General features: G+C 33.1%; 16 protein-coding genes, 3 pseudogenes and 1 riboswitch. Of the genes and pseudogenes, 15 read left to right on the forward strand and 4 right to left on the reverse strand.

The window, feature by feature from the left end; all coding sequences use genetic code 11:
* Positions 1-11 precede the first annotated feature (11 nt).
* Genes hemC through TMATH_RS02180 form a run of 4 tightly spaced genes read left to right on the forward strand, consistent with a single transcriptional unit; the run spans position 12 to position 3,950 of the window.
* Entirely contained in the window at positions 12-911 is a 900-nt protein-coding gene (gene hemC, locus TMATH_RS02165) for a hydroxymethylbilane synthase (protein WP_013149813.1), read from the forward strand.
* Entirely contained in the window at positions 911-2,404 is a 1,494-nt protein-coding gene (gene cobA / locus TMATH_RS02170) for a uroporphyrinogen-III C-methyltransferase (protein WP_013149814.1), read from the forward strand. Before hemC ends, cobA begins: the two co-directional genes overlap by 1 nt.
* Positions 2,405-2,421: 17 nt before the next feature.
* Positions 2,422-3,396 (forward strand): porphobilinogen synthase, encoded by a 975-nt coding sequence (gene hemB / locus TMATH_RS02175; protein ID WP_013149815.1) that lies wholly within the window; start codon positions 2,422-2,424, stop codon positions 3,394-3,396.
* A complete protein-coding gene (locus TMATH_RS02180) occupies positions 3,378-3,950 on the forward strand; it encodes a precorrin-2 dehydrogenase/sirohydrochlorin ferrochelatase family protein (protein ID WP_013149816.1) in 573 nt (190 codons plus the stop codon). The genes hemB and TMATH_RS02180 overlap by 19 nt, the downstream gene beginning before the upstream one ends.
* On the opposite strand, the gene TMATH_RS02185 is transcribed toward TMATH_RS02180, so the two are convergent.
* Both TMATH_RS02185 and TMATH_RS02190 read right to left on the reverse strand, forming a co-directional pair.
* Positions 3,942-4,343, reverse strand: coding sequence for a type II toxin-antitoxin system VapC family toxin (locus tag TMATH_RS02185; protein ID WP_013149817.1), 402 nt, complete (start codon positions 4,341-4,343; stop codon positions 3,942-3,944). The two genes, TMATH_RS02180 and TMATH_RS02185, sit on opposite strands and share 9 nt — an antisense overlap.
* The gene (locus tag TMATH_RS02190) at positions 4,324-4,608 is read right to left on the reverse strand and encodes an AbrB/MazE/SpoVT family DNA-binding domain-containing protein (protein WP_012994509.1); all 285 of its coding nucleotides are present in this window, start codon (positions 4,606-4,608) and stop codon (positions 4,324-4,326) included. The genes TMATH_RS02185 and TMATH_RS02190 overlap by 20 nt, the downstream gene beginning before the upstream one ends.
* Before the next feature lie 122 nt (positions 4,609-4,730).
* Between TMATH_RS02190 and hemL the strand changes: the two genes are divergently transcribed.
* From hemL to TMATH_RS02215, 5 genes are all read left to right on the forward strand, one after another.
* The gene (hemL, locus tag TMATH_RS02195) at positions 4,731-6,032 is read left to right on the forward strand and encodes a glutamate-1-semialdehyde 2,1-aminomutase (protein WP_013149818.1); all 1,302 of its coding nucleotides are present in this window, start codon (positions 4,731-4,733) and stop codon (positions 6,030-6,032) included.
* A gap of 127 nt (positions 6,033-6,159) precedes the next feature.
* Positions 6,160-6,410: riboswitch (cobalamin riboswitch) on the forward strand.
* Between the two features lie 123 nt (positions 6,411-6,533).
* The gene (locus tag TMATH_RS02200) at positions 6,534-7,277 is read left to right on the forward strand and encodes an energy-coupling factor ABC transporter permease (RefSeq protein ID WP_013149819.1); all 744 of its coding nucleotides are present in this window, start codon (positions 6,534-6,536) and stop codon (positions 7,275-7,277) included.
* Positions 7,274-7,567 (forward strand): energy-coupling factor ABC transporter substrate-binding protein, encoded by a 294-nt coding sequence (locus tag TMATH_RS02205; RefSeq protein ID WP_013149820.1) that lies wholly within the window; start codon positions 7,274-7,276, stop codon positions 7,565-7,567. The genes TMATH_RS02200 and TMATH_RS02205 overlap by 4 nt, the downstream gene beginning before the upstream one ends.
* Entirely contained in the window at positions 7,554-8,321 is a 768-nt protein-coding gene (gene cbiQ / locus TMATH_RS02210) for a cobalt ECF transporter T component CbiQ (protein ID WP_012994513.1), read from the forward strand. Before TMATH_RS02205 ends, cbiQ begins: the two co-directional genes overlap by 14 nt.
* A 3-nt stretch (positions 8,322-8,324) precedes the next feature.
* Positions 8,325-9,155, forward strand: a complete 831-nt coding sequence (locus tag TMATH_RS02215; RefSeq protein WP_013149821.1) for an energy-coupling factor ABC transporter ATP-binding protein — start codon at positions 8,325-8,327, stop codon at positions 9,153-9,155.
* A gap of 220 nt (positions 9,156-9,375) precedes the next feature.
* Here TMATH_RS02215 and TMATH_RS02220 read toward each other — a convergent pair whose 3' ends face one another.
* Positions 9,376-10,587 (reverse strand): NADP-dependent isocitrate dehydrogenase, encoded by a 1,212-nt coding sequence (locus tag TMATH_RS02220; RefSeq protein WP_013149822.1) that lies wholly within the window; start codon positions 10,585-10,587, stop codon positions 9,376-9,378.
* A 516-nt stretch (positions 10,588-11,103) separates the two neighbouring features.
* Between TMATH_RS02220 and TMATH_RS11840 the strand changes: the two genes are divergently transcribed.
* The 3 genes and pseudogenes from TMATH_RS11840 to TMATH_RS02240 form a co-directional block, all read left to right on the forward strand.
* The gene (locus TMATH_RS11840) at positions 11,104-11,439 is read left to right on the forward strand and encodes a hypothetical protein (RefSeq protein ID WP_156775632.1); all 336 of its coding nucleotides are present in this window, start codon (positions 11,104-11,106) and stop codon (positions 11,437-11,439) included.
* Between the two features lie 690 nt (positions 11,440-12,129).
* A complete protein-coding gene (locus TMATH_RS02235; RefSeq protein WP_012994517.1) occupies positions 12,130-12,468 on the forward strand; it encodes a DUF1648 domain-containing protein in 339 nt (112 codons plus the stop codon).
* 354 nt (positions 12,469-12,822) lie between these two features.
* Positions 12,823-13,467: pseudogene (locus TMATH_RS02240) on the forward strand (LuxR C-terminal-related transcriptional regulator); the annotation flags it as partial.
* Between the two features lie 154 nt (positions 13,468-13,621).
* Here the strand turns inward: TMATH_RS02240 and TMATH_RS11845 are convergent.
* Positions 13,622-14,058: pseudogene (locus TMATH_RS11845) on the reverse strand (transposase); the annotation flags it as partial.
* 371 nt (positions 14,059-14,429) lie between these two features.
* Here TMATH_RS11845 and TMATH_RS02245 point away from each other — a divergent pair.
* From TMATH_RS02245 to TMATH_RS11990, 3 genes and pseudogenes are all read left to right on the forward strand, one after another.
* Positions 14,430-14,732: a Mu transposase domain-containing protein gene (locus TMATH_RS02245; RefSeq protein WP_228379022.1), complete on the forward strand. Its 303-nt coding sequence runs from the start codon at positions 14,430-14,432 to the stop codon at positions 14,730-14,732.
* Positions 14,733-14,740: 8 nt separating this feature from the next.
* Positions 14,741-15,507 (forward strand): annotated as a pseudogene (gene istB, locus TMATH_RS02250) (IS21-like element helper ATPase IstB).
* A 481-nt stretch (positions 15,508-15,988) separates the two neighbouring features.
* Positions 15,989-16,147 (forward strand): hypothetical protein, encoded by a 159-nt coding sequence (locus tag TMATH_RS11990; protein WP_004406008.1) that lies wholly within the window; start codon positions 15,989-15,991, stop codon positions 16,145-16,147.
* Positions 16,148-16,282: the final 135 nt, after the last annotated feature.

Genomic DNA, 16,282 nt, shown 5'->3' on the forward strand with positions numbered 1-16,282 from the left:
TGGAGGTAAAGATGAAAAAAGTTATAAAAGTCGGCACAAGGTCAAGTGAATTGGCTTTAGTACAAACTCAAATGGTTATAAATGAAATAAAAAAGTTTAGGCAGGATTTTGAATTTGAAATAGTAAAGATAACCACACAGGGGGATGCATTAATTGACAAACCTGTTAGTGAAATAGGGGGAAAAGGGGTTTTTGTAAAAGAAATAGAAAGTGCATTGCTCAAAGGCGAAATTGACATGGCAGTCCACAGCATGAAGGACATGCCTTATGAAATACCTAAAGGGCTCAAGCTCATGGCAGTTTTAAAAAGAGAAGACCCAAAGGATGTGTTTGTTTCAAGAGATGGTACGCAATTTATGGATTTAAAAGAAGGGGCTAAAATTGGGACCAGCAGTTTAAGAAGGCAAGTGCAGCTTAAAGCTTTAAAGCCAGACATACAGATTGTTCCAATAAGAGGTAATGTGAGGACGAGGCTCAAAAAAATGGAAGAACTAAACCTTGACGGCATTGTTTTGTCAGCGGCGGGTTTGCACAGGTTAGGATTGGAGAGTATTATTACTGAATATTTCCCACCTGATGTAGTTGTACCAGCACCTTGTCAGGGAATTCTTGCAGTAGAAATTGCAGAAAGTTTTGATAATATATTTCAGGAGTTTTATCCCTATATTGTTGATAGAAGAACATTTTTTGAGGCTTCTGTTGAAAGGGAACTTCTAAAAGTCTTTGGAGTTAATTGTAGACAGCCTTTTGGCGCCTATGCCCAATACAGAAAAGAGAGAGACGAAGAGAAAATAAACATAAAAGTTGTTTATCAAAAAGAGGATAAACTTTTAAAAAGTGAAGTGACTGGCTTAATTGAAGAAACCGATAAAATGATAGAAAAGCTTATTGAAGAATTTGGAGGTATATGATGTCAGGGATTGTATATTTGATCGGAGCAGGACCTGGAGATATTGGGCTTTTAACATTGAGAGCAGTCGAACTAATAAAAAATGCAGATGTGCTGGTGTATGATAGGCTCATTAATGAAGATATTTTAAAAATGGCAAAAAAGGATGCAGAGCTTATTGATGTTGGAAAGTTTCCGGATAATCACAAAGTACCTCAAAGTAAAATAAACGAAATAATTGCGAAAAAGGCCCTTTCTGGCAAAAAAGTAGCGAGAATTAAAGGAGGAGACCCATTTGTATTCGGAAGAGGTGGCGAAGAGGCTGAATACCTTTCACAAAAAAGGATACCTTATGAGGTAGTGCCAGGCATAACATCTGCAGTGGCTGTCCTATCCTATGCAGGAATTCCTGTAACTCATAGAGATTTAAGCTCTTCATTTCATGTAATAACGGGTCATGAACGGGAAGGGAAAGATAAAAACCTCGATTGGGAGGTCATATCAAAACTCGAGGGGACACTTGTATTTCTCATGGGGATAAAAAATATAGAAAAAATTGTGCAAAAACTTCTCAATTACGGCAAAGACCCTCATACACCAGCAGCAGTAGTAATGGAAGGTACTACTCCAAAGCAAAAAGTTGTAACTGGGAAACTCATTGATATTCCAAGTCTCGTCCGAAAAGAAGGAATAAAGAATCCGGGAGTTTTTGCTGTAGGAGATGTTGTGGCATTAAGGGACAGATTAAAATGGTATGAAAACAAAAAGCTTTTTGGAAAAAGGATTTTGCTTACAAGGACCTATGAACAGTCACAGCAGATGAAAAAAATTTTGAGCGAAGAGGGAGCAGATGTTGTTGTTTGTCCTACTATTAAAATCACGCCGTTTTTAGATAATATAGTAAAGTTTTTAGAAGAAATACACAAATTCGACTATGCTGTATTTACAAGTGTAAATGGCGTTTGGAGTTTTATTGAAGCTTCCCGAGAAAAAAGGTTTGATTTAAGAAATTTAAGTATTAAAGTAGTAGCGATAGGGAGTAAGACTGCGGAAGCTTTAGAAAATATTTTTATATATCCAGATATAATTCCTGAGGAATATACTTCATACTCTTTGGCAAATGCACTTAAAAAACATGTTGAAGGAAAAAACATAGCGCTTTTGACTTCTCAGATAGGTGGGGATATATTGATGGAAAGCCTAGGAAATTGCGCTAACGTACAAAAAATTGTCGCATATAAAAATGAACCAAATTATGAAATAAAGGAAAAGCTTATAAGTGAACTCCGCAAAGGAATAGATATTGCTGTATTTACAAGTTCCTCTACCTTTAATTATATGCATCAATTAATAGGAGACGAAATAAATCTTCTAAAAAACTCTAAAATAGCTGCAATAGGACCTGTAACAAAGAAAGCTATAGAGGATAAAGGATTTAATGTAGACATAATGCCAAGTGAATACACAACGGAAAAACTTATTGAAGAAATATTAAAAAACCATCAGAATCTATAAACGGGAGATGAGATCAAATGGATTTGGTAAAAAGGCCAAGAAGGCTTAGGATGAACAGCATTTTAAGGGAGATGATACGAGAAACTTCTTTAGATGTAAGTGACCTTATATATCCTCTTTTTGTTGTGCCAGGAGATAATATAAAAGAAGAGATAGATTCAATGCCGGGTGTTTACCATTTTTCTATAGATTTGCTTGTAGAAGAGGTTAAAGAAGTGCGTGACCTTGGAATTCCTGCTATTTTACTTTTTGGTGTGCCTTCATATAAAGATGAATTGGGGTCAGAGGCTTACAGCGAGGAAGGTATCGTTCAAAAAGCCGTAAGAGAAATAAAAGAAAAAGTGCCAGAAATTGTGGTAATAACAGATGTATGTATGTGTGGGTATACAATTCATGGACACTGTGGCATTGTTGAAAATGGACAAGTTCTAAATGACAAAACAGTAGACTACATTGCTAAAATAGCATTGTCCCATGTTGAGGCAGGGGCGGATATTGTAGCGCCTTCTGACATGATGGATGGAAGAGTAGCTGCCATAAGAAAGCTTTTAGATAGTAAAGGATTTGTAAATACACCTATTATGGCTTACAGTGCTAAATACGCTTCCTCTTTTTATGGACCTTTTAGAGAAGCAGCAAATTCTTTCCCACAATTTGGCGACAGAAAGTCTTATCAAATGGACTATGGAAATTCCAATGAAGCTTTAAGAGAAATAGCTCTTGACATTGAAGAAGGAGCAGATATTGTCATGGTAAAACCTGCACTTTCTTATCTTGATATTATAAGGCGGGTAAAGGATAATTTCAACATTCCTATTGCTGCTTATAATGTAAGTGGAGAATATTCAATGGTAAAGGCGGCAGCTAAGATGGGTTGGATTGATGAAAAATCGGTAGTCTTAGAAATACTCACTTCAATTAAAAGAGCAGGAGCAGATATGATTATAACTTACTTTGCAAAGGATGTTGCAAAATGGCTTATTACCCTGTAATGCTTAATATAAAAAACAAAAAATGTCTTGTTGTAGGAGGTGGAAAAGTTGCTTTTAGAAAAATTTTATCCCTTGTTGAAGGAGAAGCTTTAGTCACTGCCATTTCTCCTTCTTTTGATGAAGGAATAATTGAACTTGCAGCAAAAGGAAAGGTGGAACTTATAAAACGTGAGTATCAACAAGGGGATGTAAGGGGATTTTTTGTTGTGATTGCTGCTACAAATGATGAGAAGGTAAATAAACTTGTGGCGTCAGATGGAGAAAAATACAATGTGCTTGTAAATGTGGTTGATGATAAAGACCTTTCTTCTTTTATTGTACCTGCCATTGTAAAAAGGGGAGACTTAATTATTTCTATATCTACAAGTGGCAAAAGTCCACTTCTTTCGAGAATGATAAAAGAAAAATTGGAGTCAATCTTCAATGATGACTATGAGAAACTATTACAAAAGCTATATCAGAAGAGGATAGAATTAAAGGAAAAAGATTTTGCTGAAGAAGAAAAAATGGCTATTTACAGAAAAATTATTGAAAAAAGCGGGCTGTTAAAATAATTCTACGTTAAGCCTTGAGAAATGTTTTTTATCAAAAGTAAATACTTTTTTGTTTCCTGAATTTATTGCATGGGCAGCTATATACGCATCAATAAAATCAACATTATTTTCTCTATAACTGTTTAGAGATAGAATTAATGTGTCCCGTTCTTCTGCTTCCACAGCTTCAGAACATATAAAGGCAATAAGCGTATCAGATATTTGATCCTTTGATATCTTGTAAAAAGACTCAAGTGTCCATACTACTTCTGCAATAGTGAGAGGAGATACGAGAAGTTTTAATTCTCCGCTGTCCGCTTTTTTCATAATTTCATACGCTTTTGCATAAAATTCTTCATTGTCCTTTAAAAGGTATCTCAAAATGACATTGGCATCAATCCATATTTTCTCCATTGTTATTTCTCCTTACTCTTTTATTTACCCAAATTTCTTTTGTATTTTCTGTTTCTTCATCAATGCTTTTGAATTTTACTTGAGATTTTAACGTTCCACCTAATTGAGAAAGCTTTTTCTTTTTTATTAATTTCAACACTACTTCTTTGTTGTCTTGTACTATAAAGATGACGTTATCTCCTATATCAGCACCAATAGCTTTTCTGATTTCTGCAGGCAATTGAATTTGCCCTTTGCCTGTAATTGTAGACGTAGCATGTATCATTTTTTCACCTCCACACATCTTTTACTTAGATTATAATACATGATTTATTATTTTTCAATTACTTATGATTTATTCATGAAATTTAAACAGAGAATGATAAAAATTTAGGAAGAGGTGATTCTGTGAAAACTGATAAATCGCAAAAGCTTTTTGAAAAAGCTAAAAAACTTATGCCAGGTGGTGTTAATAGCCCTGTAAGAGCTTTTAAATCAGTAGGAGCTACTCCTGTTTTTATAAAAAAGGGAGAGGGAAGTCATATTTGGGATGAAGATGGCAATGAATACATAGACTATGTTCTTTCATGGGGACCGCTAATACTTGGGCATTCACATCCACGGGTGGTAGAAGCTATTAAAAAGCAGGCGCAACTGGGTACCAGTTTTGGAGCCTGCACAGAGTTAGAAGTTAAGATGGCGGAAAAAGTAGTTGAAGCTGTTCCCTCTGTAGAAGTTGTTAGAATGGTAAATTCAGGAACAGAAGCCACTATGAGTGCTATAAGGCTTGCAAGGGGGTATACGGGCAGAGACATCATTGTAAAATTTGAAGGATGTTATCACGGGCATTCTGACAGCCTGCTTATAAAAGCAGGGTCAGGTGCACTTACTTTTGGGGCACCTGATTCGAAAGGTGTGACAAAGGAGGTAGCGAAAGATACGATTATAGCGAGATACAATGACATCAATATGGTAGAAAATATTTTTAAAGCTTATGGGGAAAATATTGCTGCTGTCATTGTAGAGCCTGTTGCTGGGAATATGGGTACTGTTTTACCTGAGGAAAATTTTTTAAAAGGATTAAGAGAGATTACTACAAAGTATGGTGCACTTTTAATTTTTGATGAAGTGATGACAGGCTTTAGAGTGTCTTATTCGGGGGCACAAGGATTTTACAATGTTATGCCTGACATTACCACACTTGGTAAAATTATTGGTGGAGGTCTTCCTGTTGGTGCCTATGGAGGAAGAGAAGAGATTATGAGAATGGTTTCTCCTGATGGACCGGTGTATCAAGCAGGGACTTTGTCTGGTAACCCTCTTGCAATGGCAGCAGGATTTGAGACTTTAAAAATTTTATCTGAGGATCCGACCCTTTATGAAGAATTAGATAAAAAAGCAGAAAAACTATGTAATGGGTTAAAAGAGAGCATGGTTCAAAATGGAATTGATGTTACAATAAATAGAATAGGCAGCATGATGTGTATGTTTTTTAATAAAGAGAGTGTGCATGACTATGATTCTGCACTAAAATCGAATACTACTTTATACGCTAAATATTTTAGAGAGATGCTTAAAAGAGGAATATACATGCCGCCTTCACAATTTGAAACCTTCTTTTTGTCAACTGCTCACACAGATGATGACATTGAAAAAACGATTGAAACAAGTTTTGAAGTGGCGAAAATTATAAGTCAGCAATTAGAATAAAGGCATTTCGGTTTGTGCAAAATGTCAAACTGAATGAATTATCTACAAAATCTTAGCACAGATAGAATTCTTGCCTTTTATTGACGACCTATTTATAAAATGATATCCTTTATTTAAAGGAAGAATTGAATAACATGCAAATACAGGTGCCCAATTTTGGAATCAAAATTGGGTTAAAAGGGAAGCAGGTGAAAATCCTGCACGGTCCCGCCACTGTGATGGTGAGCTCTTTACATTATGCCACTGTCTGTCACTCAGCGGAGCACGAATTTAACAAATTATATTTCGTATAAAAACATGCTCCGCTGAGTGACGGATGGGAAGGCGTAAAGAGCGATGAACCTAAGTCAGGAGACCTGCCTGTATTTGTGACACACTTACTCTACGGTCGATAGAGGGGGTGTTATAAAGGGATAAGTATGTGTTTTTTTACCTCTTAACGCCGTTGGTAAGTTAAGAGGTTTTATTTTTACTTAAATTTTACAAAAAGAGGTGTGTGTGATGAAAAGGTGTATGTTGCTTGTAGCATTTGCATTATTTTTGATAGCTCCACAAATTGCATATTCAATGCATATAATGGAAGGTTTCCTTCCTCTTAAATGGTGTATAATATGGAATATAGTTTCTTTACCTTTTGTGGTTATAGGACTTATAGCGATAAACAAAAAAGTAAAGGAGAATCCAAAACTTAAGATGCTTTTAGGTTTTGCAGGTGCTTTTGCATTTGTTCTTTCAGCACTTAAAATCCCTTCAGTTACAGGAAGTTGTTCGCATCCAACCGGTGTAGGACTTGGAGCTATACTCTTTGGACCTTTTGCTATGAGCGTTTTAGGCCTTATAGTCCTTTTGTTTCAGGCATTACTTTTGGCTCATGGCGGCATAACAACTTTGGGCGCTAATACATTTTCCATGGCCATAGTGGGGCCAATTGCTTCCTATTATATATTTAAAGGGGTAAAAAAAGCAGGTAGTCCAAATTGGCTTGCAGTATTTTTAGCTGCTTCAATTGGGGATTTGCTTACATATGTGACTACCTCTTTCCAACTTGCTATTGCTTTTCCTGCTGAAGTAGGCGGCTTTACAGCCTCATTTTTAAAATTCATGGGAATATTTGCAGTGACACAGGTACCTTTGGCGATAAGTGAGGGGCTTTTAACTGTGCTTGTAATCAATATGCTAACTGCTTACAGTAAAGAAGAACTCATTGAACTTAAGGTTTTAGAGAAAGAAGGTAAGGCAATATGAAAGATAAAAAGTTTTTAATGAAGAATTTGATATTAGGATTGTTGGTTATTTTACTGGTGGTGTTTCCACTTGTTTCTATTAAAAATGCTGAATTTGCTGGTGCGGATGACAGGGCGACAGAAGCTATTGCTCAGGTAGACAAAAATTACAAGCCATGGTTTAAACCAATTTGGGAACCACCAAGTGGAGAAATTGAAAGCCTTTTGTTTGCCTTACAGGCTGCGACTGGTGCAGGCTTTTTGGGATATTATATAGGTGTTGCGAAGGGGAGAAAAAATGCTAATAGATAGTTATGCTTATACCAACAGGATGTACAATGTACATCCTGTTGAAAAACTTTTATTTGCTTTTTTGACTATGATTTTATGCTTTGAATTTGATGCCTATACAAATATTGCAGTAATTATTTTGATATTTGTGATAACTGTATTTAAAGCGAAAATTCCAGCAAAAGTGTACATTAAGCTTATGTTAATTCCCTTTTCTTTTTTGATAATAAGCATAATAACACTTATCATAAATGTGATAGGAAATAAAAGTGCTGCATTAATAAGCTTTAATATTTTTGGGGTAACTTTAGGAATTACTGCACAAGGCATTAATACTGCTGTTATTTTATTCTTTAGAGCTTTAGCAATAGTGTCTTGCTTGTATTTTCTCGTACTTACTACTCCTGTAGTTGATATTATAAATATCTTAAAGAAATTGAAAATTCCATCACTGTTTTTAGAGTTACTTCAATTAATTTATAGGTTTATATTTGTTTTAATGCAAGCTGCTGATGAGATCTATATATCTCAGGATTCAAGGTTGGGATATGCCACATTAAAAAATGGCTATAGGTCTTTAGGACTTTTGATATCTTCTCTTTTTATTAAGTCCTACAAAAATTCAGAGGATTTATATGTAGCTTTAGAGGCAAGAGGCTATAATGGAGAGATAAAAGTCCTCAGCAAAGATTACAAATTTTGTTATAAAAATATAATATTTATTGTTTTGATAGAACTAATTTTAATAAGTGCATCAATGCTTTTAAGAAGGTGAACTATGAAAGAGCAATTTATATTAGAAGCGATAGATATTACTTTTGAGTACAGTGACGGCACAAAAGCTTTGGACGAAGTAAATATGTCGATAGAGGAAGGTAAAAAGATTGCAGTTTTAGGTCCAAACGGTGCAGGCAAGACAACACTGTTTTTGCACTTTAATGGGATTTTGAAACCCAAATCAGGGAAAATATTATACAAAGGTGAAGAGATAAATTACAGGCATAGCGAACTTGTAAAACTTAGAAAGAACGTTGGTATTGTTTTTCAAAATCCTGACATACAGCTTTTCTCTGCCAGTGTATACCAAGAAATTTCTTTTGGCCCTATGAACTTAGGTTATCCAGAAAATATAGTAAAAGAGAAAGTTGAAAACGCCATGAAAGAAACGAGAATTATTGGTTTAAAAGACAAGCCCACTCATTTTTTAAGCTATGGACAGAAAAAAAGCGTCTCAATAGCTGATATTATAGTTATGGAGCCTGAAGTTATTATATTGGATGAGCCAACAGTTTATTTAGACCCTAAGCATGTTCAAGAGATTATGGGTTTATTTGACAAATTGGTTGAAAAGGGAAAGACAATTATTTTATCAACTCATGATGTGGACTTTGCTTATTCATGGGCTGACTATATATATGTCATGAAGAATGGAAAAGTTGTTGCAAAAGGCGAACCCACAGTTGTTTTTGCTAATGCAAAAGAACTTGATCGAAGTGATTTGAAAAAACCTATGCTTTTAGAGATATATGAAATTTTAAAAGAAAAAGGAATTATAAGTGGAAGCAATATACCAAAAAATATAGAGGAATTAAAGAAGTATATAAAATAGAAAAAAGCTGCTGAAAACTCAGCAGCTTTTTTCTATTTTATTTTCTTTTTGTCCTGAAGAGCTGTAAAATATCCAACGAGAGCACTGCCATCTTCCATTGACACGGGATGGGTAGCGCCTATTCTACTACTAGGGGCATTACAGCAACATTTGCTGAAAGTGTTATAAAAGTGCCGACAGAGCTCCCTCACGCTCCTATCTGGGAAGACTCATACTACTTTTATATTATTTCCTCCAAATTCTTTTTAATTTCAAGGAGGAAACTTTCTGTATTTACAACAATTTTATTTGGCAAATCAGAGAGAGCTGCTAAATCTTTTGTCATTATACCTTTTTCAATTGTTTGAAGAGATGCTTTTTCAAGTTTATCTGCAAAATCTACAAGGGAATCTATTCCGTCAAGTTCTCCTCTCTTTTTCAAAGCACCTGTCCATGCGAAAATTGTAGCAATAGAATTTGTAGAAGTTTCTTCTCCTTTAAGGTATTTATAATAATGCCTTGTAACTGTTCCATGAGCTGCTTCAAATTCGTATTTACCATCAGGAGATACCAGTACAGAAGTCATCATGGCGAGGCTTCCAAATGCTGTTGCTACCATATCTGACATCACATCGCCGTCATAATTTTTGCATGCCCAAATCATTCCGCCTTCAGAGCGTATAATGCGAGCTACTGCATCGTCAATAAGGGTGTAAAAATATTCAATCCCTGCTTCTTCGAACTTTTCTTTATATTCATTTTCATATATTTCCTGGAATATGTCTTTAAATCTGTGGTCATAAGTTTTTGATATGGTATCTTTGGTTGCGAACCACAAGTCCTGCTTTGTATCAAGGGCGTAATTAAAACATGCTCTTGCAAAACTCTTTATCGATTCATCAGTGTTGTGCATACCAAGAATGACGCCAGGACCTTCAAATTCATGTATTGTTTGCCTTGATACTTCACCTGTTTCAGAGGTAAAAACAAGTTCTGCTTTCCCTCTATTTTCAATCCGATATTCTACATCTTTATAGATATCTCCATATGCATGCCTTGCAATTGTAATGGGTTTTTTCCATGTTTTTACAAGCGGTTTAATGCTGCTTACAATAATAGGTGCACGAAAAACTGTGCCGTCAAGTATTGCTCTGATTGTACCATTGGGACTTTTCCACATTTTTTTAAGATGGTATTCTTCAACTCTCTGGGCGTTTGGGGTGATTGTTGCACATTTTACTCCCACACCGTATTTTTTGATAGCATATGCTGCATCAATTGTAACTTGGTCCTCTGTTTCATCTCTGTTTTTAATTCCAAGGTCATAATATTCTGTTTTAAGGTCTATATAAGGCTCAAGCAGGATTTCTTTTATCAATTTCCATATGATTCTTGTCATTTCATCCCCGTCCATCTCAACAAGGGGCACTTTCATTTGAATTTTTCCTATCATTTTTTTCTCTCCTTTGTATAACAATAAATTTTTTAAAATTTACTGTTGCGAATTTTTATCATAACTTGATTTTATTATATAGAATATGAGGCTTTTTTGCAATATCTATTAATTGAGCTTTCACAACTTGGCCTAAATACAGTAGTTATTTATTATAAAACGCCAAGTAGAAATTTAAGTCCAGTTTGCTAAATGGTTATGGCTTTATATTTGTGGACGATGAAATTGCAAGAATGTGAATACCTCAATAAGCAATGTAAAATATTACAAGAAAAGAAATTTTCAGTGTATTGGGTGCAAATAACGTAAAAGATTGTATATATAAGGATAGAAAAAGGTAATTCTGTAAGAGTCGAAATCAGGGATAAAAGTACAGGCGAGCTTTTAGAGGCATATGGAGAAAAAGTTGAATCAGTTGATACAGCTAAATCAAAAAACGAAATTTCAATTCAATCTATTACACCTTATACAACTACAATACATACAATTTACAAAGAACGCACTGATGGACCTGCAGTGTCAAGACTATACACAGTTTTAAGCGTATATACTACTGGATCTTTTAGGCAAATAAATAGTGTTTTAGAAACTTATTGGACTGAGGAAAGTAGTGGAACTTGGGAATTAGATAATACTCATGCTGTAACAATTTCTACTTCTGGCAGTTTTCCCACAACAGAAATAGAAACAAGTGGGACTGCCACAATTAAGGTAACAACAACTGAATCTACAACAGGAAGCTTTTCAATTGATTTTTTAAAGGGCGCTGGATTTAGTATTTCATCTACACAGGGCAGTACATTTTATTTAGGAAAAAGTATATCGCTGGGATATCGTTACAGCCTATATTAATAGTAGAATAATTAAAGAGGAAGGTTCTACTTGAACCTTCCTAGGTATTATTTTTATAAATAAAAAATGAAAGGTGATAATAATTATGTCTCAAGAATACTATTTTAATATTATTGGAAATGCAATTCAATTTTTAGATAGTCATCTTTCTCGAAAGTTAGATTATTTAAGCTCACATATTACTCGAATTGGTGAGATTCTTACAATGACAAATTGGCTTTTGTTCCTACTTTTTATAGTTTTATGTATTAATACTTTTATAAATTGGAAAAGGTATAAAAATGGTAAGTGAAAAAAATTAGACAAAGACAAGGGGACAGGAACTTGTCCGAAAAATAATAAAGTTGGAAAATGAACAAACATTTAACAGTAAGTTGTTTAATAGTATGATATAATACAATAAAGTATGCAATTTTTGAGAAAAGGTATGAAATGCTAAGTATAGCAAAGGAACAATATAAATGATATTTTAAGTTACATATGATGGTACAATTGTAAATATGTTCATTTTAGCTTTCTATTCCAGGGACGATTTAAAAATGAAGCGAAAAAAATGAAGTTCCGGACAGGTCACTGTCCCTATGTCTGTATGTCTGTAGTTGCTATAACTGTAATGCCTATGGTGATTCTAAAATAAATATTTTGTTTATTTTATAGTAGGCTGAAAAGCATTTTAAAAGATGTGAGTTTATGCATCTAAAAAAGATATTTTATAATTATCTATTTAAATTTGGTTGGCTCTTGCCAATTTTAACACTGGCTATCAATATTTCTGTATATAAATATTTACCTGATAATATAGCATTACAAAAAGATGCATTTGGCAATATAAACTATTGGATAAATAAATTAGAATTTATATTTTTTATCCCTGTATTACAGCTTTTTGCTTATATTGCGGTTAAATATCCTCAAGCAAAAAGGAAAAAACAAATTTTTCATGGCGTTTTTGATATTGGAGGAGGCATTATTCTACTATTTCTTGATATTTTTTTAATTTACCTTTTTATAAAACAAAGTAGTGTTTGAAAATTTTCAGCCAACTCTCAAGATTCTTTTTAAGATTTCAAAGGATATTAACATTCAAGATAAAAACTAACACCCTTTTTGCAAGGGTGAATTTTTTTTATTTTTTATTCTTTCTAGCTTTTTAAATAATAAATGGCAATCTGTGTTTTGTGGGAAAGCCCTCTTTTATTTAGAATGGAGCCGATTAAAGAAGATTATTTGCAATCTTTTTGGCAATCTATTGAATAAAATTAAATAATAAAAATAGGCAATTTTTACAATTACCAATTGTAAGATATTAGGCAAAAAATGCATTTTCGTTCTCCAAAATGACACTATCGTTCCAAATTTCACAAATTTTGCTCTAAATATTGTAAACTCATAAGAGCTTTTCATATGAGTGTAGAAGAGGATTGGGTAAAAGGTGAGTATCTATTTTTGCTTACTGACATTGAAGGATATTTGTTGGATGTAAAATGCAATACAAAAGAGAAAAAGTGTATAAAAGATTCCGGCTTTGAACCGGGGGTATCCTTTAGAGAAGAAAGTTGTGGGACAAATGCAATTTCAATGGCAATGCGATTAAAGAGGATAGTGTATGTAAGACCTCAGGAGCACTACTGTGACATATTCAAAAAATGGCATTGCATTGCTTCACCTATAATAGTAGAAAATGGGGAAATAGTAGGCTATGTGGATATATCAACTATTGATAAAAAAATTGCAGATGAAATATCAATGGTAATAAAACTGCTAGTTGAGAAAATAGCAATTGAATATGAAAAGACATTGAAAGAAAAAGAGCTAAATGAGATAAAGATAAAATTAAATGACAGCCAGATAAAAATACTGGCATTAGAGGCAAAGGGATACAGAGGATTAGACATAGCAGAAGCTCTTGGGATAGAAGTTGTGACTGTGAAGTATCACAAGAGAAAGATAGTAGAAAAACTTGAAGTAAAAAATATCAAAGAGGCAGTAGCAAAAGCGATTAAGTTAAACTTGATAGATATGGACTAAAATTTGGGGCTATACTTTAGTATAGTTTTTTTGCTTAATTATGTAAACATTAACTGGAAATGTAATAAAGACTATACTAAAGTATAGTAGACATTGGAAAATTTGTATGTTACAATATCTGTAGAAAAGTTTGGTAGATTAGGAGGGATATAAACAATAATATGTTTTTTAATATAGGGGTAGAATCCATGGAAATAAACTTACCGGAGATAATGCCCATATTTTTGAGGATATTGACCTGATTTTGAAAAATAGAGGTCAAATAATCATGAGAGAAGTCATTAATAAAATGACGGAAAGTCAATAAGAAGAAAGAGGTTTAAGGATGTTAAAGTCACAAAGATGAGCAATGATAAGATTATTGTGTGAGATAATCTAAAAGGTCAGAAATTGTACCGAATCTTAAAGCTTAATAACAATAAAAGCTCTAAACATTGCACAATGAGAATAACTCTTACGGCCAGGGCTAGAGGAAGGGGAGTCAGGTATTGAAGACAAGTCTAGATTTTTAAACATAGAAGAATAGAAATCAATTTTAGACTGAGAAGTAAAGAGTTCAGGTATATTTAAGAGTAATTGAAGCTTATACATGTTAGGATTTCCTCTTTATAAGTATATATAATAATTCGACAAATAAGGGAGGAAATCCCACATAAAAGATAAAAGAATTTAGGAGTAATAGCTGTAAATGATAAAATAAGAATGTACGAAAAGTGGAAAATAAAAATGTGCAAATTTGTACATAAATTTGGTATCCTTCTGTTTGTAGGAGGGATACCAAAAATGAAAAATCTATTAGGTCAAATTAGTATATTTAAAGCTATTTAAAGATAATTGATGAAATAAACAAAAAAGTTAATCAATCCACAAATCAATCAACAGGAATACAAACGATAATATTATTCCAAAAAGAGAAGGAGTATCTATCTCCGCTACCAAGTAATGATATCATAGAAAGTTATATGAACTTCGAGCAAAAAGCAACTGTCCATAAAGATTCTATGATATATTACAAGGGGAGTAGATACTCAGTCCCTCCAAAATATATAAACAAAACTGTAACTCTTAAAACAGTAGAAAATGAGTTACATATATATTTTAACACAGATTTGATATCTGTCCATATATTAAGTGTGATAAAAAAGGTAAACTATCATGAATCTCATTATAGAGAATTAATGGAAAATCTCATCAAAAATAGAGAAGATATTGAACAAATATGTACAAATAATCTTAATGAATTAGATAAATTATTGCATAGGTAAGTGAAAATGTGAGTAACTATATTAAGCTATTAAACAATTTAGAAGAACTTGGATTAAATAACATAAAAAATAATAATATAGATACGTACTTAAACCTGATTAAATCAGGAGAAAAAAGTGTTATAGATGCTCTATATGAACTAAGCAATTTAGAAATAAAATCAAAACAAGAAAAAGCAATACTTGCATGTGTTAAAGTAGCAAACTTCCCTTTTTTAAAAGAACTTGATGATTTTGATTTTGAATTTCAACCAAGCATAAACAAACAAGAAATTCTTGATTTAAAAAGCTTAAGATTTGTAGAAAATAACGAAAATATATTGTTTGTAGGAACCCCTGGGGTAGGCAAGACACATCTTGCCACCGCCATAGGGATAGAATGTGCTAAGCACAGATATTCTACCTATTCATTCATTTTCAAGAATTAATGTCTCAATTAAAAAAGGCATTAGCAGAAAACCGTTTAGAGATCCGATTAAAACATTTTTCAAAGTATAAAGTGTTAATAATAGACGAAGTAGGATATTTACCAATAGACACAGATGCTTCAAATATATTTTTTCAGCTAATATCTAAAAGGTATGAAAAGCATAGTACTATTATTACAACTAATATGCCCTTTTCTAATTGGGCAGAAGTATTTGGATCAGCAACATTAGCCAATGCAATATTGGATAGATTACTTCATCATTCGCATGTTATATCAATAAAAGGGCCTTCATATAGATTAAAGTCAAAAGTTGAATATTTTAACAGTTCTTCGAATGCATCTTAGTACATTTTTTGTACAAAATTATATTCCATTTTTTGTACAAAAATATATTGACTTTTACAATAGCAAAAAAGTACATCTTGGAAGTGGCTTAAATTAAGGCTTTCAAATTATGCACAAGTTTATAGTTATTGAGTATTGAATAGTGAAAGCAAGAGTTTAGCTTTTAGGGAAATATTAAAAAGGAATTATCGCTTGTTAAAAAGATTAGAAAACAATTTGCCAGTGTGGTTTAGATATTGTAAGTTGCAGTGTAATAGTTAAACTTACCTAACTGCGATACTAAAAGTACCATTTCTCTAGTAATTGTAAGGAGCTATATCTTTATTTCGAGAGGGTCTCTTTCAGGGACAGTTAAACTAACTGAGAGCGATAGCTTTTTCTAAAAAATTCAGGTTTTCTAATCTAATTCCTGTTATTTACGCCAGCAGGAAGGGTTTTCCTTTCTTGCGATAAACTTTTTAACAAGTAGGAGGTGAAAGGGATGAAAGTTAAAAGACAAGATGAAGGGGTTAAAACACGAATTAAGAAACAAGATTTAGATGTAAAAACGTGGTTAGATTTAACTGAGGAAGAATTAAAAATAATTTCTGACGTTTGTAATTGTATGTATGGGAGAAAAAATACAATCGGAGACGGTTAAACAAAAGTAGTTAAGTTACGTAGTAATTTTGATTCAAATGTTAGAAGAACTACATCACTCTTCTCTTACTAGTGAGTGATGTAGTTCTTAGATTTTTAGATTTATTAAGTATTTCGATAATAGGTCAAGAAATGA

Source organism: Thermoanaerobacter mathranii subsp. mathranii str. A3 (assembly GCF_000092965.1).
In the GTDB taxonomy this organism is placed as follows: Bacteria; Bacillota; Thermoanaerobacteria; order Thermoanaerobacterales; family Thermoanaerobacteraceae; genus Thermoanaerobacter; species Thermoanaerobacter thermocopriae.